Genomic DNA, 16,840 nt, shown 5'->3' with positions numbered 1-16,840 from the left:
ACGAAGAGGAGACCGTGACCACGTTCAGCGCGATCGCGCCCGGCACCGACCTGTCGCGCTACGCGCGCGAGTTGACGCGGATGCACGACGCGGTCATCGGCGGCGCCCGGTCACCCATGCGACCCCGTCCGCTCGTGTCCCGTTCGTGGCAGCGCGTGCTCGACGCGGGCCTCGATCCCACCGGCACCAACGAACGCAGCCGGCTGCCCGTCGCGGAGATCGAGCGACGTCGCCGCGCGTCCGCCCTCTCCGCGGTGATCGGCGATCTCGAGCAGGTCATCACACCCGTCGCCGACGCCTCGCATCTGCTGCTGGTGGTGACCGACGCCGACGGCGTGATCCTCTGGCGCAGCGGTTCGGCACCGATCCGGTCACGCGCCGACGCCCTCGGTTTCCAGGAGGGAACTGTGTGGACCGAGTCGACCGTCGGCACGAACGCCATCGGCACGGCGCTCGCGGAGGCCGCGCCCGTGCAGTTGTTCTCGGGTGAACACTTCGAGACGACCCAGCATCCCTGGTACTGCACCGCTGCGCCGATCCACGATCCGATCCGCGGCGACCTACTGGGCATCGTCGACGTCAGCGGTCCCGCGCTGACCCTGCACCCGGCCATCATCGCCCTCGTCGACACCGCCGTCCGGCTCGCCGAAGCACAACTGTGGCGACGGCACGAGGTGCGACTCGAACGGCTGCGCACCGAGGCTGCTCCGTTGCTGTCGTCGACGCGGGGACCGGTGCTGCTCGTCGACGAGGACGGTTGGGTCGCGCACGCCTCCGGTATCGCCGCCGAGCGGGTCGCGGTTCCGCGGCACGCACGCCCACTGACCGTTCCCGGTATGGGACTGTGTGTGCCCGAGCGGCTTTCGCACGGCTGGCTGATCCGCGGCGCGGCCTCGTCGTCGCGCATGCGGATGGTGCTGCACGTGTCGTCGTCGCCCACAGTGGAGGTCTTCGGGGACGACGACTCGTGGCACAGCATCGTCACCGCACGTCAGGCCGAGATCCTGCTGTTGCTGCACGAGCGCGGCCCGGACGGCATGACGGTCGCAGCGCTCAGCCGGGCCCTCTACGGGGACGACGACCATGCCGTGTCGGTCCGCGCCGAGGTGTCGCGACTGCGACGCGCGATCGGGGACGTGATCGAGAGCAAGCCCTACCGGCTCGCCACCACCGTCGACCTGTCGCTGGATCTCGGTGCGGACGAACGCCTCGCCGACTCCGAGTTCGTCCGCCGGTCGGGGGCGCCGGGGGTGCGGGCACTCGGCGTCTACCGCTGACACGGCCGGGGGCATGTTTCCGCCCCTCGGGGACCGGGAACGCACCAGTGAACCCAAGTCGCCGAACATGCTGGAGACACAATGACCGTTCTCGTCGTCACGGACAGCCCCGAAGGTCCGGCACAGAAGATCGCCCGGCTCGTCGCCGACACGCTGGGAGAGCGGGACATCGACGTCACCGTCGGTGACACCTCCGATCTCGAGCGGTCGGAAGAGTTCGAGGGCGTCGTCTTCGGAGGCGAGGTCGACGCCGGCGAGTACTCGCCCGACACCGTCGAACTGTTGTCGTCGCGGGCCTCCGGGCTGAGTCAGCAGCTCGTGTGGTTGTTCGCGGTGGGCGACGAAAGCACCGAGGACACAACAGATCTGGTGTCCGAACTCGCCGCGCTCGACTACCGGTCGTTCAGTCCGTCCGCAGGCGAGGACGAGGTGCGGTCGTGGGCCGCCTTCATCGCCGACGAGATCGACGGACACAGCTGAACCCGCACGTTCACCCGAGCGAAGGGCCGCCATGCTCCACACGGATGTCGCGCCGGGCGTGCATCGCCTCGCGCACGCCGACGTCAACGTCTACCTGATCGAGGACGACGCCGGAGTGACCGTCGTCGACACGGGACTACCCGCGACCGCTGGTCGCATCGAAGAGGCGATTTCACGCATCGGTCGCCGGATCGACGACGTGCAGGGAGTCGTCCTCACGCACGCCCACTTCGATCACGTCGGGTCGGCGAAGCGGCTGCGTGAACGGTGGCGGGTTCCGGTATGGGCGCATCGCGACGAGAAGTTCCTCGCCGCCCACCCCTATCGTTACCAGCACGAACGCAACCGGCTGCTCTATCCCGTTCGATATCCCGCCTGCATCCCCGTTCTCGCCCGGATGACCGTGGCCGGTGCGCTGTGGGTGCGCGGGGTCCACGACGTGACGCTCTTCCAGGACTCCCAACCGCTCGACCTGCCGGGCCGCCCCGTCCCCCTGCACACACCCGGCCACACCTACGGGCATTGCGCGCTGCATCTCCCGGACCGCGACACCGTGATCGTCGGCGACGCCATCGTCACCCTCGATCCGTACACGGGCAGGCACGGTCCGCAGATCGTCTCGGGTGCGGCGACCGCCGACAGCAGGAGGGCCCTCGCCTCGCTGGCGGCCATCGCCGGCACCGGCGCGAAGCACGTCCTCGTCGGCCACGGTGAGCCCTGGCACGACGGTGCGGCCGTGGCCGTGGAACGAGCGGTGGCCGCCGGACCGAGCTGACAGATGTGATCGGTCCACGGGAACCGGGGACATGCCCGCACTGCGCGGGCACACCGGCCGCATGAATGCTCTCGGTGCCACTCTTCTGACCGGCGTCGCCGACCCGAAGCTCGGGGCTTTCTCACGGTTCGACGGAAGCTGGGGACGAGGGGCGCACCTGGATCCTCGAGGAGAAGATGGTCGCCACCCGGCGGTAGAAACGAGAAGAGGCTCCGACTCCCTGACGGGTGCCGGAACCTCTTCCGTGGCGGAAGCGGAGGGATTTGAACCCCCGTTGGTGTTACCCAAGCTCGCTTTCAAGGCGAGTGCATTCGGCCGCTCTGCCACGCTTCCGTGGCAGATCCTAACCGCTCCGCGCAAGCAGGGCATAACCGATTCGCGACCTCAGCGGTCGGCCAGAGTGTGCTCGACGCGCGCGAAGACCCGCGCCAGCATGTCGAGCTCGTCGGCCGACAGCAGGTCGATGAGGTAGTTGCGCACGTCGTCGACGTGGGTGGGGGCGGCCTCCGCCAGACGCCGCCTGCCTTCGTCGGTGATGGTGGCGAGCACACCGCGACCGTCGTCGGGGCACGAGCTGCGCACGACCATCTTCTCCTGCTCCATCCGCCGGATCTGATGGGTGAGCCGGCTGCGTGAGGAGAGCACGCCGTCGGCGAGATCGCTCATGCGCAGGGCGCCGTCGGGGGCTTCGGAGAGCATGACCAGGATCCGATATTCCGCCAGCGACAGGTCGTGTCGGTCGTTGAGAGACCGACTGAGGGCGCTCATGAGACGGTTGTTGCCGTCCATGTAGAGACGCCAGGCCTCCTGCTCCTTTGCGGTCAGCCACTTGGGTTCGTCTCGTTCGCTGGTCACGCCGGGAGTGTAATGCCGACGGCCCGATCCGGTTACCGCACGGTAGCTTCGAGCAGGTGAGCGCGCGGCGAGCGGCGTGATCGTCTCCTCACTGCCCCGCACGCGATAGCGTCGAACACATGTATGCAATCGTCGCCACCGAACCCGGTGGTCCAGAAGTTCTCCGGTGGACCGAGCAGCCCGACCCGGACCTGCCTCCCGGGCACGTACTTCTCGATGTCGCGGCGACCGCGGTCAACCGCGCCGACCTGCTGCAACGGCGCGGCCTCTACCCGCCGCCCCGGGGGGCGAGCGACATCCTGGGCCTCGAATGCTCCGGAGTGATCTCCGAACTCGGCGAGGGTGTGACGGGCTGGAACATCGGCGACAAGGTCTGTGCCCTCCTCACCGGTGGCGGTTACGCCGAGAAGGTCGCGGTCCCTGCCTCCCAGCTGCTGCCCGCCCCGAAGGGCATGGACATCGCGGTCGCCGCGTCGCTTCCCGAGATCGCGTGCACGGTGTGGTCGAACGTCGTGATGACCGCCGGCCTGAAGCGCGGCGACGTCCTGCTCGTCCACGGTGGCGGCGGAGGCATCGGCACGCATGCCATCCAGGTGGGCAAGGCGCTCGGCGCGAAGGTGGCGGTGACGGCCTCGGCCGGCAAACTCGACCGCTGCCGCGAACTCGGCGCCGACCTGGCGATCGACTACCGCGAACAGGACTTCGTCTCCGAGGTGCGCACTGCCTTCGGTGGCGCCGACGTGGTGCTCGACAACATGGGTGCGAAGTACCTGTCCCGGAACATCGACGTCCTCGCTCCGGACGGACGGCTCGTCGTCATCGGCATGCAGGGTGGCACGAAGGGTGAACTGCACCTCGGCAAGTTGCTCGCCAAGCGCGGTCACGTCATCGCGACCGGTCTGCGCGGCCGTCCGGACTCGGGGCCGTCGGGCAAGAGCGCGATCATCGACTCCGTGCGCGCCGATCTGTGGCCGCTCATCGAGGAGGCGAAGGTCCATCCCGTCGTGCACGCCGAGCTGCCGATCACCGAGGCGGCACAGGCGCACGAACTGCTCGACAGCCCCGAGACCGTCGGGAAGGTCGTGCTGCGGATCGAACGGAACTAGAGGTTGCGGAGCTCACGGACGAGCTGATCGACCTCGAAGCTCGTGGTGTAGGGGGCGAGGCCGATGCTCACCGCTCCCCCTTCGTCGCTGACGCCGAGGGAGTCGAGGAGCCGGCTCGATCCGCGGGTGCTCGCCACCGTCGCGATGCGGCGGTCGGCAAGATGCGCGGCGACCTTCTCGGCCGGGACCCCGTCGACGGTGAAGCTGAGGGTGGGGACGCGGCTCGACGCGCGGCCGAGCACGATCACGCCGGTGAGACTGTCGAGCTGTCGCATCAGACGGTCGAACAGCACGTCCTGGTAGTTCTGCATCGAGCTGATCGAGATGTCGAGACGCTCGCGGCGGGAGCCGGTGGCGTCGTCGTCCAGTGAGGCCATGAAGTCGATGGACGCGGGGATACCGGCGAGCAGACCGAACTGGTGACCGCCCACCTCGAGGCGTTCGGCGCCGCGCGCGTGCGGGTTCAGCGACATGGCCGGAACCCGTTCGAGATGCGCGGGGTCGGAGAAGACGAGCGCACCGATCTGCGGGCCGCCCCACGAGGCGATGTCGACGGTGATGACGTCGGCGCCGAGATCGTCGATGTCGACGTGGGCGTAGGGGGCAGCGCCCGCGGCGTCGACGACCATGAGCCCACCGACCTCGTGGACGAGATCCGCGACGACCCGCACGTCGGGCGCGGTGCCGACGATCGACGACGCCGCGGTGAGCGCGACGAGCCGGGTGGTGGGCGTGACGAGTTCCTCGTACTGCCAGGTGGGCAGCTCGCACGTCTCGATCTCGACCTCGGCCCAGCGCACCTGCGCGCCGTAGCGGCTCGCGACCCGCAACCAGGGAGCGATGTTCGCCTCGTCGTCGAGCCGTGAGAGCACCATGCCGGTGCCGAGCCCGAGGCGGGAACTGAGTGCTTCGGCGAGCCAGGCGAGCAACACCGCGTGGCTCGGGCCCAGGACGACCCCGTCCGGATCGGCACCCACGAGTTCCGCGACCGCGACGCGCGCCTCCTGGAGGATCGCGGCGCTGCGACGTGACGACAGGTGCCGTCCGGTCGACGACGCGGCCGAGTTGCGGAAGGCAGTGGACACGGTGCGCGACACCACATCGGGGATCTGCATACCGGCCCGTGGATCGAGATGGATCCACCCGTCCCCGAGCGAGGGGATCAACCCCCGGATCCGGGCAACGTCGTAAGCCATGGCAGACACTCTAGGTCCCGATGTCAATGGGACGCGCCGTACCTGCACTCGGCGTTGCCCTCTCGGTAGGCTCGATCGGGGTACCCGGCACTCCGGGTCCCTCGGGTAACCGGGCACCCCCGAGGTGGGAAAGGGAGAATGGAGCCATGACACATCCGGACAACGACCAGGTTCTCGTGATCGGCCCCGACGGCCGGCCCATCCGTGTCTCCCGCGAGGAGGCGGCCCGCGTGGAGGCCGACGTCCGGCCGGAGGAGGAGAAGACCGAGAACGGCGGCGAATCCCTGGCCGACATGGTCGAGCAGCCGGCGAAGGTCATGCGGATCGGCACCATGATCAAACAGCTCCTCGAAGAGGTGAAGGCCGCGCCGCTCGACGACGCCAGCCGCACCCGGCTCAAGGACATCCACCTGTCGTCCATCCGCGAACTCGGTCAGGGCCTCGCCCCCGATCTGCGGGAGGAACTCGAGCGGCTCGCGCTGCCCTTCGGTGAGGACGCGGTGCCCTCCGACGCCGAGCTGCGCATCGCGCAGGCTCAGCTCGTCGGTTGGCTCGAAGGTCTGTTCCACGGCATCCAGACAGCGCTGTTCGCTCAGCAGATGGCGGCTCGTGCCCAGCTCGAGCAGATGCGTCAGGGAGCGCTTCCTCCCGGCGTCGCGCAGGGCGGTCGCGGCCAGAACGATCAATCGTTTCCCGGTCAGACCCACCCCGGAACCGGCCAGTACCTGTAGTCCCACCGGGTACGCCCCGGGACTCGGGTATCGGCGCGACGGGTACGCTCGGGTCCCGTGTCAGCGTCTGGAGCAGCATCGTGAGTCGGGTCAGCATCGAAACGCGCGGCGCGTGCGTCGACTTTCCCATCTTCGACGCCAAGACCCGGTCCTTGAAGAAGGCCTTCCTGGGTAAGGCGGGCGGGGCGATCGGCCGCAACGACTCCGATGTCGTGGTCGTCGAGGCTCTGCGCGACATCACGATGTCGTTGAAGGAAGGCGACCGCGTCGGGCTCGTCGGCCACAACGGTGCCGGCAAGTCCACGCTGCTGCGTCTGCTCTCCGGGATCTACGAGCCCACGCGCGGCCACGCTCGGGTGAAGGGTCGCGTCGCGCCGGTGTTCGACCTCGGCGTCGGCATGGACCCGGAGATCTCCGGCTACGAGAACATCATCATCCGCGGCATGTTCCTCGGGATGAGCCGCAAGCAGATGCTGGCCAAGGTCGACGAGATCGCGGACTTCACCGAGCTCGGCGACTACCTCAACATGCCGCTGCGCACCTACTCGACCGGTATGCGGGTGCGTGTCGCGCTCGGCGTGGTCACCAGCATCGATCCCGAGATCCTGCTGCTCGACGAGGGCATCGGCGCGGTCGACGCGGAGTTCATGAAGAAGGCGCGGGTGCGTCTGCAGGATCTCGTCGCGCGCTCGGGCATCCTCGTGTTCGCCAGCCATTCGAACGAGTTCCTCGCCCAACTGTGCGACCAGGCGATGTGGATCGACCACGGCCAGATCCGCGAGCAGGGCGACATCGAGCACGTGGTGCGCGCCTACGAGGGCGACGAGGCCGGCGATCACGTGCGCACGATCCTCCACGAGCTCGAGCGTGAGCGGATCGCGAAGTCCGCCCCCGACGCCGCGGCCTCGACGGGTTCGAACGGTGGCTGACGAACGGATCATCGGCGTCGTCGTCACACACCGCCGACGCGAACTGCTGGCGGATTCGCTGAAAGTTCTTGCCTCGCAGTCCCGTCCGCTCGACCATCTCGTGGTGGTCGACAACGGCGACGAGGACGCGGTGCGTGAGCTCGTCGACGCGGTGGACCTGCCCACGAGTTATCTCGGCTCGAAGCACAATCTCGGTGGAGCAGGCGGCTTCGCCCTCGGCATCCTGTACGCGCTGTCGCTGGGAGCCGACCGGGTGTGGCTCGCCGACGACGACGGCCGCCCAGAGGGACCGGACGTGCTCGCGACGCTGCTCGACTGCGCGCAACGCAACGGCCTGGCCGAGGTGTCGCCGGTCGTGTGCGACATCGCGCAACCCGACCGCCTCGCCTTCCCGCTGCGTCGCGGTGTGGTGTGGCGGCGGTGGCGGCACGAACTCGGCGACGAGGACCTGTTGCCCGGCATCGCCTCGCTGTTCAACGGTGCGCTCTTCACCGCCGCGGCGATCGACGCGGTGGGTGTGCCCGACCTGCGCCTGTTCGTCCGTGGCGATGAGGTCGAGGTGCACCGGCGTCTCGTCCGCTCGGGACTGCCGTTCGGCACCTGCCTGCAGACGGCCTATCTGCACCCGGACGGTGCCGACGAGTTCAAGCCGATTCTCGGCGGCCGGATGCACACGCAGTATCCGGACAACGACACCAAGCGCTTCTTCACCTACCGCAACCGCGGCTACCTGCTGTCGCAGCCGGGACTGCGCCGGTTGCTGCCCCAGGAATGGGTGCGGTTCGGCTGGTACTTCCTGATCACGCGCCGCGACCCGGCCGGTCTGCGCGAGTGGATCCGGTTGCGCAGACTCGGGCGCGAGGAGAGATTCGAACGCCCCTGACGGTGCCGTCGCTCAGTCGGTGATGACCGTCTGCGCCGCGATCTCCTTGAGTTTCGCGTTCGCCCAGCGCAGTTGGCGCAGGGTCTGCGGATGGCAGCGTTCGGAGAGGGCGAGCAGTTCGCGGTCGCTCAGGGCCTGCGCCGTCTGGGCGAGGATCTCCCAGTCGAGTGAGACCCCCGCCGCCATGCGGTGCACGGTGCGCAGGTCCCGCAGCAGCAGGACGCTCGGGGTGTGTCGGCGTCCGAGCATCTCGCTTCCCTTCCGCCGCACCTCAGCGAGCACCTCGTGGACGCCCTGAGGCTCGTCGTCGAGGTCGAGGTCGAGGTCGTAGTCGTGGCCGGCGCGGGCGAGTTCGCGCACATGCTGCTGCGACCAGCCGGCGATGTCACGCGCAACGTGGAAGATCTCGTGGTCGACCTTGTGCCGGTCCGCCGTGCGCAGCAGTTCGGTCGCCAGGTCGTTCTCCGAGCGGTGCAGTTCGCGGATCGCCAGGGAGACCTTGTTCATCGCGGTCCTCCGTCGTCGAGCGTCTCGGTGATCTCGGCGTCCGGTCCACCCGAGGTGGCGGGCACGCTGCCGGAGACCGGTGCCGAGGCGGTGGTGGTCGGTGCCGCGGACGGCCCGCCCTCGGCGACGGCGACCCGTTCGACGCGCGCGGCGCCCGACTTGAACAGGGGTTGCTTCGACGCCGGGTCCCAGTCGGTGAAGGTCAGTTCGTTGGCCGCGCGCCCCTCGAGCGCCGGTTCGTGGCCCGCCGGGGTGTCCCAGTAGCCGTAGTGGAACGGCAGGAACAGCACCCCGTTCCGGATCCCGCTGATCCGCAACCGCGCGGTGACGTGCCCGCGCGGGGTGTCGATCCGCAGCAGGTCGCCCTCCGCCCAGCCGTGCCGCTCGGCGTCGCCCGCCGACATCTCCACCCACACCTCCGGTGCCGCGCGTTGCAGTTGCGGGGCGCGGCCGGTCTTCGTGCGGGTGTGGAAGTGGTAGAGCGTGCGGCCGGTGGTGAGTAGATAGGGATACTCGTCGGAGACCGTCTCGTGCGGGGGAAGATACTCACCCGCCTTGATGATCGCCTTGCCGAAGGGGTTCAGCGCCCGGTACTCGGTGGGTTCGACCGGCGCTCCGGTGACCATGTCCCGTCCGTAGTTCTCGCAGTAGTCCGGTGCGGCCCAGAACTTTCCGCCCTCGTAGAGACGTTCGGTCCCGTCGGGTGCGTCGGCGTTGCACGGCCACTGGATTCCGCTGCCGCCACGTAGTTGTTCGTAGGTGATGCCCGTGTAGTCGCAGGGCCGCCCGGCCGTGCACTCCTTCCACGCCTCGAATGCCTCCTCGGGCGTGGACCACTTCACGAGCGGGTCTCCGTCCTTGTCACGCAGATCGATCCGGCGCGCGTAGTCGACGAAGATGTCGAGATCGGGTCTGGCCTGTCCGGGTGGTTCGACGGCCTTCTCCGACAGGTGCACGGTCCGGTCGGTGTTGGTGAACGTCCCGGTCTTCTCACCCCAGGTCGCAGCGGGCAGGACGACGTCGGCCAGCTGCGCGGTCTCCGACAGGAAGATGTCCTGCACAACGAGGAAAAGCCTGTCCTGGGAGAGGATCTCACGCACCCGGCGCAATTCCGGCAGGGACACCGCCGGGTTCGTCCCGCTCACGTAGAGGAAGCGGATCGAGCCGTCCTCGACGTACCGCATCATCTGCATGAGGTGGGTCGGCGCGGTGTAGTGCGGGATCCGCATCGGATCGATGTTCCACACCCGGGCGAGGTCCTCGACGTGCGATTCGTTGGCCCAGTTGCGGAAGGCCGGCAGGTCGCCGTCGGCGCCGCATTCGCGGGTGTTCTGCGCGGTGGGCTGCCCGTTCATCTGGAGGACTCCGCAACCGGGCCTACCGAGCATGCCGCGCACGAGATGGATGTTGTTCACCTGCACGGCAGCCGCGGTGGCCTGATGGGACTGGTAGAAGCCCTGCAGGACCGTCGAGAGCAGCCGCTCCGCCGTGCCGAGCAGTCGAGCGGTCTCCCGCAGATCCTCGATGGGGACGTCGCAAATCTCGGCGGCCTTCTCGAGGGGATAGTCGTCGAGTTGGGTGCGCAGTTCGTCGAATCCGACGGTGTGGTCCTCGATGTATTTCTCATCGATCCACCCGCGTCGCAGGATCTCGTGCAACAGCCCGTTCATGAGGACGACGTTGGTGCCCGGGCGCGGGGCGAGGTGCACCGTCGCGGCCCGCGCGACCGGCGTCCGCCGCGGATCCACACAGATCACGGCCGGCGGATTCGGTCCGGCGAGCCGATCGAGGACCCGCGTCCATGTCACCGTCTGCGTCTCGGCCATGTTGTGTCCGTAGAGCGCGATGACGTCGGCATGATCGATGTCGGTGTAGGAGCCGGGCTGGCCGTCGCACCCGAAGGACTGTTTGAGGGCGGCTGCCGCCGTCGCTGTACACAGCCTCGTGTTGCCGTCCATGTGGTTGGTGCCGATGCCACCGTGACCGATGAGCGCGAGGGTGTAGTACTCCTCCAGGAACAGCTGCCCGGTGGTGTAGAAGCCGACCGAGCTGGGGCCGCGCTCGTCGAGCAGTTGTTTCGTGCGACCGGCGACGGCATCCATCGCGGTGTCCCAGTCGGTCTCGACGAGTTTGCCGTCGCGGCGGATCAACGGCACGGTGAGCCGGTCCTCCGAGTGGTTCGCCTGCCAGCCGAACAGGTCCTTGGGGTCGAGCCGCCCGTGGTTGACCCGGTCGACGGCGCGTCCGCGCACCCCCACCATCCGCCCGTCCTTGACGGCGATGTCGAGGCCGTCGCCGTTGGAATGCAGGATGGTCGCCGACTGCACCCACCTGTCGACATCGTCCTCGGTCAGTCCGTCGGCGAGATAGGTGTCGACGCGGGTGGGCCAGCGTTGCCCGGGTCCGTAGGGTGTGCGCGAACCCCACGGATCCGCGATGCGATCCACGGTGGTCATGCTCCCGGCGGTACCCGGGGCGAGCAGGAACAAACACTTGCCTGCATCGCCTGTCGATTCCGGCGCAACAATCCGGCAAATCCGACCACGGATGTACGCACTTCGTCCTACACTTTCGCCACACTCGACCTCGGGAGCCAGTGATGACCCCTCGTGCCACCTCACCGTCGACCCTCTGCGAAGCCTTCCAGACCACCGCCGCGGCGTACCCCGACAAGGTCGCGCTGCGCACCCCCGACGACTCCGTCTCCTACACCTGGCGTCAGTACGCGCAGCGCGTCGAACGCCTCGCCGCCGGACTCGCCGGCCTCGGCGTGAGCCGCGGGCACACCGTCGGCCTCATGCTCACCAACCGGCCCGAATTCCACCTTCTCGACACCGCCGCGATCCACCTCGGCGCGGTGCCGTTCTCGATCTACAACTCACTGACCGCCGAACAGATCTCGTACGTGCTCGGCAACGCCGGCAACCACGTGATGATCGCCGAGGAACAGTTCGTCCCCGTCCTGCGGCAGGCGCTCGGCGACACGAAGGTCGAGCACCTGGTGTGCATCGACGGCAAACCGGAGGGCACCATGTCCCTCGACGACCTCGAGGCCGCCGCCGATCCGTCCTTCGACTTCGAGGCCTCGTGGAAGGCCGTGCAGCCGTCCGACCTGCTGACCCTCATCTACACCTCCGGCACCACCGGGCCGCCGAAGGGTGTCGAACTCACCCACGCCAACCTGCTCGCCGAACTCGAGGCGACGAGCTCGTATCTGCCCACCGGCCCGGACGACCGGATCCTGTCGTATCTGCCCGACGCGCACATCGCCAACCGCTGGGGCTCGCACTACTCGAGCCTGTACAGCGGCATGCAGATCACCACGCTCGACGACCTCAAGCAGGCCATCACCGTGCTACCGAGCCTGCGGCCGACGCTCTTCGGCGCCGTCCCCCAGGTCTGGTACAAGCTCAAGGCCGCGATCGACAAGACCCTCGCCGAGGAGTCGAGCCCGATCAAGAAGAAGCTCGCGTTGTGGGCGATCGACGTCGGACGCAAGCGCGCCCGGCTGCAGTCCGACGGCAAACCGGTCCCCCGCACCCTCGAGGTGCAGCACGCGGTGGCCGACAGGCTGGTGCTGTCCGCGATCCGCGGCAAGCTCGGCCTCGACCAGGTCCGGGCCGCTGTCACCGGTGCCGCCGCGATCTCGCCGGAGGTCCTCGAGTTCGTTCTCGCCCTCGGCATTCCGTGCTCCGAGGTGTGGGGCATGTCGGAGACCTCGTGTGTGGTCACGATGAACCGGCCGGGTGCCATCCGCATCGGCACCGTCGGGCAGGCCGTGCCGTGTGCGCAGCTCAGGATCGCCGAGGACGGCGAACTGCTCGTCTCGGGTCCGCTGCTGATGAAGGGCTACCGGAACGACCCCGAGAAGACCTCGGATGCAATCGATTCCGACGGTTGGTTGCACACCGGCGACATCGGTGAGATCGACGCGGACGGATACGTGCGGTTGATCGACCGGAAGAAGGAGATCATCGTCAACGCGGCGGGGAAGAACATGTCGCCCGCCAACATCGAAGGCGCCCTGCGTGCCGCTTGCCCGATGCTCGGTGGCGCCGTCGCCATCGGCAACGACCGCCCCTACAACGTCGCACTGCTCGCGCTCGATCCCGATGCCCTGGCCGTCTTCGCCGAACAGCACGGTCTCAGCGGCACCCACGAGGAGCTCTCCCGGCATCCGGTGGTCCTCGAATCGATCGCGAAGTCGGTCGAGGAGGCGAACAGCAAGCTGTCGCGGGTCGAGCAGATCAAGAAGTACACGGTGCTGCCGACGATCTGGGAACCCTCGGGCGACGAGCTGACCCCGACGATGAAGCTCAAGCGCAAGCCCATCGACGCGAAGTACGCGGAGGAGATCGACAAGCTGTACGCGGGCTGATCACGACTATCTCGACGAATTGCTGAGCGAGGCGGTGTAGTCGCCGACGATCTGCTCGGCGATCTCCCGCACCTTGACGTTGCGGTGCTGGGAGAAGGCGACGAGCTTGTCGAAGGCCGTGTCGGCGTCGCACTTGAACGTGGCCATCATCAGTCCCACGGCCTTGCTCATCGTCGACCGGGTCTCCAACGCCGTCTTCAACTGGTCGGATTCGCGCTCCCGCGCGGCGAGCATCTGTTCACGCAGCCACGACAATTCGAGGTTCACGCGAACGCGGGCGACCAGCTCGTCGGGGTGGAACGGTTTGGTGATGTAGTCGTCGGCGCCGGTGCGCAGACCACCGATCGTGGCCTCCGCGCCGGCGCGTGCCGTCAGGAGGATGACCGGCAGCCGGGAGGTCGCCGGGTCGCGGCGGATCTCCTCGAGCAGCTCCACTCCGTCCCGCCCGGGGAGCATGATGTCGCTCAGCACGAGATGCGGCGGTCGCGACCAGATCCGCTCGAGCGCGGTGTCGCCGTCCCCCACCGCATCCACGTGCCAGTTCTGGCGACGCAACAATTGCGTCAGGTAGTCGCGCATGTCCGCGTTGTCCTCGATCACCAGGATCCGCGGCAGCGCCTCCCCGCCTTTCTTCTTTGTGGTGGAATCGGTTTCGGCGATGGTCTCCCTGTCCCACTGCTGCGTTTCGGCGACGTACAACGCGCCCAGGTCTCCCGGGACGGTTCCCGCGGGCGACTCGGAGGGTGGGCCGACGACGCGGGGAACGGACACGGTGAACGTGCTGCCGCGCCCGAGCTCGCTGGACACGGTCGCGTCGCCGCCGAGGGCCCGGACCCAGTCCCGGACCAGGGACAGGCCGAGACCGATTCCTTCCTGGCTTCGTCCGCCGACACTCTCCACCCGATGGAACCGTTCGAAGACTCGACCGAGTTCCGATTCCGGGATGCCGACACCGGTGTCGGCGACCTTCAGGACGAGCCGATCGCCCTCGACGTCCAGATCCACGTCGACCGATCCCGAGGGGGTGTACTTGATCGCGTTCGAGAGCAGGTTCAGCACGATATGAGCCCATGTCTGGGGATCGAGCTGGGTCTGCTCGGCCGCCGCGTCGGCGATCCGGCTGCGCAGGTCCAGGCCCGCACGGTGGGCCGCGTCGGCGAACAGGTCCACGCATTCGGCCGTGAGCGCCGCCGGGTCGGTCGGTTCCAGGGGCTTGCTCGACGGGTCGGTCTCGGCACGGGTCACCTCGAGCAGTGCGTCGACAAGTCGCCGCAGCCGGACCGCGGCGCGCTGCGAGGCTTCCAGTGAGTGCCGCTGCGGGTCCGTCAACGCCGTTGCTTCGTCGAGCACACTTTGCAACGGGCCGAGGAGCAGCGTGAGCGGCGTGCGGAACTCGTGGCTGATCGATTCGAAGAACCGCGTCTTGGCGGCGTCCAGCGCCGCGAACGCATCGGCCCGGCGACGCTCGGCATCCATCGCTGACGCATCGCGCAGCAGCCCCGAAATCTTCGTGACCACGAGGTCGACGAAGGTCGAGTACGCGGCGTCGAACACCCGGTACGGACTCAGTCCGACGGCGAGGACACCGAGCGGGAAGTCGTGTCCCGGCGCCGTCAACGGCACGAGGAGGAGGGTGCCGATCGGATGGTCGCCGAGGGCCCGCTGCGGGTCGAGCAGATCCGGGGAACGCTCGGCGACGCCGGAGACGACGAAGGGTTCGGAGGCCCTGGCGGCCTTCGACAGCAGCTGGTCCTCATCCGGTCCGAGCAGGGCACCCGAGAAGCCGGGCTTCGTCCCCATTACGGCGAGCTGCTTCCAGTTCGGTTGCGGATCATCGGGATCCACCACCCGGCTGTCGAGGAACAGCGCGGCCAGGGGAATGTCCTGATGGCTCGGAGCGAGCGCGTCCAGCGCGTTCCGGCACGTGTCGATCACCGACAGGCCCGAATCGGTGATCGCCACCGTACCCAGGCGGCTCAGAGCCTCCAGACGACGCTCACCGAGTACCCGTGAGGTGACGTCGGTGGTCGCGACGAAGACCCCCGCGACCTTGCCGGACTCGTCGCGGATCGGGCTGTAGGAGAAGGTCCAGTAGGTTTCTTCCTCGTAGCCGTGGCGCTGCATGAACAGCAGTTCTTCCTCGGCGAAGGTGGCGGTGCCCGCCATCGCCCGTTCGACGCGCGCGCCCACCTCGTCCCACACCTCGTGCCAGCATTCCGGCGCCGGTTGCGCGACCGCCGCGGGGTACTTGTCGCCGAGGACGGGGATGATCGCGTCGTTGAAGATCTGCACCAGCTGCGGCCCCCACCACAGGAGCATCGGCACCTCGGACGGCAATACCGTCCGCACTGCCATGCGCAGTTCCGCCGGCCAGGACTCCACCGGCCCCAGAGGGGTGGCCGACCAGTCGGTCTTCCGAAACCGTTCCAGGCATTCTCCCGGCCCCGCGAACAGGCGTTCCGCCGACCACGCCTCTCCCGACTCGGCTGCCGCCCTCATGCCCCGTCACTCCCCTCTCCGGTACGTCCCGCCCGCCGTCATTCTCCCCCGATATCGCGCAGAACGACGCCACATGGAGGACATGCGTCCTCCTTTCCCCAGGTGGGCGGCATGGGTGGAAATGGTGGTACGTCGGCGGACGCTGGGAACAGTGAAGGCGGCGGCTTCGGCGTCGGGGCCCGACCCGCCGGCGCCTACGTCATCAGCGGTGGGAACGTGTCGGGCGACCCGCCGTGGACGTCAACCGTCTGGTGCGCTCGATCGCGGGGGGTGGTGATCACCTTCCTGATCACGCGCACTGTCGTCGACCGTCCGCCGAGTCGAACCGTTGGTGTAGTACAGGACCGACCGTTGCCCGTATTGCGCTTCCGGACGGTCCCGTAGAACTTCACCGATGGCGGCCTGCCTGCACTTCCTTCGACGCGCGCTCGGCCTCCACCACAACTGAGGGCGAACCCTCGGCGCGCTCGTCGCCGGTGCATGGCTCGGCGAGACGCAGCAGGTGCAGATACAACCGATGTCGGAACTGTACGAGCGGCTGGGCGACTCCGGCCATATGGACGACGGCGCCTGACGAGAAGCCGAGCGAGTCCGACGTTGTGTGCGAGGAAACGCCGAGAACTCGACAACAACGTCGGACTCGATTGCACCCGATCGTGTTTCCCGCGTGACAGATGTGCATACTGTTGCGGGTCGTTCAGGGGGAACGACCGCGACGATCGGGGGGATCATGACCGACCTCAGCATGCCCGCAGCCGGCTCCGACAGGTTCGAGGGTCTGAGCGAGACGTGGCGGTTCCGCTTCGAATTCTTCGCCGCATACGGCGTCCCGGGATCGCTGAAGACGTCTCCCGAATACACCGCGGCCTTCCGCGCCCTGCCGCTGCGGCAGCGCATGAAGCTGAACATGAATCTGCTCGGGTTCCTGTTCGGCATCTTTTATCTGCTGTATCTACGGTTGTGGAAGAAGGCGCTGGTGGTGTTCGGCGTCGGCCTCGTGCTGGGTCTCCTCGTCGTCGCGCTGGCGCTGCCCTCGACCGTCGACACCGCTCTCACACTCGGCCTGTGGCTCTACGCCGCGAGTCGCGTGAACGTCTACCACTACGAGAACCGGGTACTCGGCCGTCAGACGTGGGGCCTGTAGCCCCGGCTCCGGCGTGCACTTCTCGTCGTGAATACCGCGCACGATCGAAAGGACCTGCACACGCACGGCGGTCCCGTCGA

15 protein-coding genes and 1 tRNA gene are annotated in these 16,840 nt (G+C 68.1%); 9 read left to right on the top strand and 7 right to left on the bottom strand.

Annotated elements, in window-relative coordinates; genetic code table 11:
* The first annotated feature begins 14 nt into the window (after positions 1–14).
* The 3 genes from IM25_RS07605 (at position 15) to IM25_RS07595 (ending at position 2,532) form a co-directional block, all read left to right on the top strand.
* The gene (locus tag IM25_RS07605) at positions 15–1,277 is read left to right on the top strand and encodes a helix-turn-helix domain-containing protein (RefSeq protein ID WP_019290322.1); all 1,263 of its coding nucleotides are present in this window, start codon (positions 15–17) and stop codon (positions 1,275–1,277) included.
* A gap of 81 nt (positions 1,278–1,358) precedes the next feature.
* On the top strand, positions 1,359–1,757 hold the full coding sequence (locus IM25_RS07600; protein ID WP_033097819.1) for a flavodoxin domain-containing protein: 399 nt from the start codon (positions 1,359–1,361) through the stop codon (positions 1,755–1,757).
* Positions 1,758–1,788: 31 nt separating this feature from the next.
* A complete protein-coding gene (locus IM25_RS07595; protein WP_033097820.1) occupies positions 1,789–2,532 on the top strand; it encodes an MBL fold metallo-hydrolase in 744 nt (247 codons plus the stop codon).
* 245 nt (positions 2,533–2,777) lie between these two features.
* On the opposite strand, the gene IM25_RS07590 is transcribed toward IM25_RS07595, so the two are convergent.
* Positions 2,778–2,865: transfer RNA gene (locus tag IM25_RS07590), tRNA-Ser, on the bottom strand.
* Positions 2,866–2,916: 51 nt separating this feature from the next.
* Positions 2,917–3,387, bottom strand: coding sequence for a MarR family winged helix-turn-helix transcriptional regulator (locus IM25_RS07585; RefSeq protein WP_033097821.1), 471 nt, complete (start codon positions 3,385–3,387; stop codon positions 2,917–2,919).
* A gap of 119 nt (positions 3,388–3,506) precedes the next feature.
* Between IM25_RS07585 and IM25_RS07580 the strand changes: the two genes are divergently transcribed.
* Positions 3,507–4,493, top strand: a complete 987-nt coding sequence (locus IM25_RS07580; RefSeq protein ID WP_065995923.1) for an NAD(P)H-quinone oxidoreductase — start codon at positions 3,507–3,509, stop codon at positions 4,491–4,493.
* Here the strand turns inward: IM25_RS07580 and IM25_RS07575 are convergent.
* The gene (locus tag IM25_RS07575; RefSeq protein ID WP_006553481.1) at positions 4,490–5,689 is read right to left on the bottom strand and encodes a cysteine desulfurase-like protein; all 1,200 of its coding nucleotides are present in this window, start codon (positions 5,687–5,689) and stop codon (positions 4,490–4,492) included. The genes IM25_RS07580 and IM25_RS07575 overlap by 4 nt on opposite strands.
* 146 nt (positions 5,690–5,835) lie before the next feature.
* Here IM25_RS07575 and IM25_RS07570 point away from each other — a divergent pair, with 146 nt between their 5' ends.
* The 3 genes from IM25_RS07570 to glfT1 all read left to right on the top strand — a co-directional run bounded on the left by IM25_RS07570 (position 5,836) and on the right by glfT1 (position 8,232).
* The gene (locus IM25_RS07570; protein ID WP_033097823.1) at positions 5,836–6,420 is read left to right on the top strand and encodes a bacterial proteasome activator family protein; all 585 of its coding nucleotides are present in this window, start codon (positions 5,836–5,838) and stop codon (positions 6,418–6,420) included.
* Positions 6,421–6,497: 77 nt separating this feature from the next.
* Positions 6,498–7,349, top strand: a complete 852-nt coding sequence (wzt, locus tag IM25_RS07565) for a galactan export ABC transporter ATP-binding subunit Wzt/RfbE (RefSeq protein ID WP_085989319.1) — start codon at positions 6,498–6,500, stop codon at positions 7,347–7,349.
* Positions 7,342–8,232: a galactofuranosyltransferase GlfT1 gene (glfT1, locus tag IM25_RS07560; protein ID WP_016692663.1), complete on the top strand. Its 891-nt coding sequence runs from the start codon at positions 7,342–7,344 to the stop codon at positions 8,230–8,232. The genes wzt and glfT1 overlap by 8 nt, the downstream gene beginning before the upstream one ends.
* A gap of 12 nt (positions 8,233–8,244) precedes the next feature.
* On the opposite strand, the gene IM25_RS07555 is transcribed toward glfT1, so the two are convergent.
* On the bottom strand, positions 8,245–8,739 hold the full coding sequence (locus tag IM25_RS07555; RefSeq protein ID WP_033097824.1) for a hypothetical protein: 495 nt from the start codon (positions 8,737–8,739) through the stop codon (positions 8,245–8,247).
* Positions 8,736–11,195: a molybdopterin oxidoreductase family protein gene (locus IM25_RS07550; protein WP_065996490.1), complete on the bottom strand. Its 2,460-nt coding sequence runs from the start codon at positions 11,193–11,195 to the stop codon at positions 8,736–8,738. Before IM25_RS07550 ends, IM25_RS07555 begins: the two co-directional genes overlap by 4 nt.
* A gap of 143 nt (positions 11,196–11,338) precedes the next feature.
* Between IM25_RS07550 and IM25_RS07545 the strand changes: the two genes are divergently transcribed.
* Positions 11,339–13,117 carry an AMP-dependent synthetase/ligase gene (locus IM25_RS07545; protein WP_033097825.1) on the top strand — a complete coding sequence of 593 codons (1,779 nt, stop codon included), beginning with the start codon at positions 11,339–11,341 and terminating at the stop codon, positions 13,115–13,117.
* Positions 13,118–13,123: 6 nt separating this feature from the next.
* Here IM25_RS07545 and IM25_RS07540 read toward each other — a convergent pair whose 3' ends face one another.
* Together IM25_RS07540 and IM25_RS26020 are read right to left on the bottom strand one after the other, a co-directional pair.
* A complete protein-coding gene (locus tag IM25_RS07540) occupies positions 13,124–15,616 on the bottom strand; it encodes a response regulator (protein ID WP_065995922.1) in 2,493 nt (830 codons plus the stop codon).
* 388 nt (positions 15,617–16,004) lie between these two features.
* Entirely contained in the window at positions 16,005–16,172 is a 168-nt protein-coding gene (locus tag IM25_RS26020) for a hypothetical protein (RefSeq protein WP_157126942.1), read from the bottom strand.
* Between the two features lie 174 nt (positions 16,173–16,346).
* On the opposite strand from IM25_RS26020, the gene IM25_RS07535 reads away from it, so the two are divergent.
* The gene (locus IM25_RS07535) at positions 16,347–16,760 is read left to right on the top strand and encodes a DUF2628 domain-containing protein (protein WP_033097827.1); all 414 of its coding nucleotides are present in this window, start codon (positions 16,347–16,349) and stop codon (positions 16,758–16,760) included.
* Positions 16,761–16,840 lie beyond the last annotated feature (80 nt).

The sequence above is a fragment of the Rhodococcus sp. p52 genome, from assembly GCF_000763325.2.
In the GTDB taxonomy this organism is placed as follows: Bacteria; Actinomycetota; Actinomycetes; order Mycobacteriales; family Mycobacteriaceae; genus Rhodococcus; species Rhodococcus pyridinivorans.
This window is presented reverse-complemented; position numbering and strand designations above follow the sequence as displayed.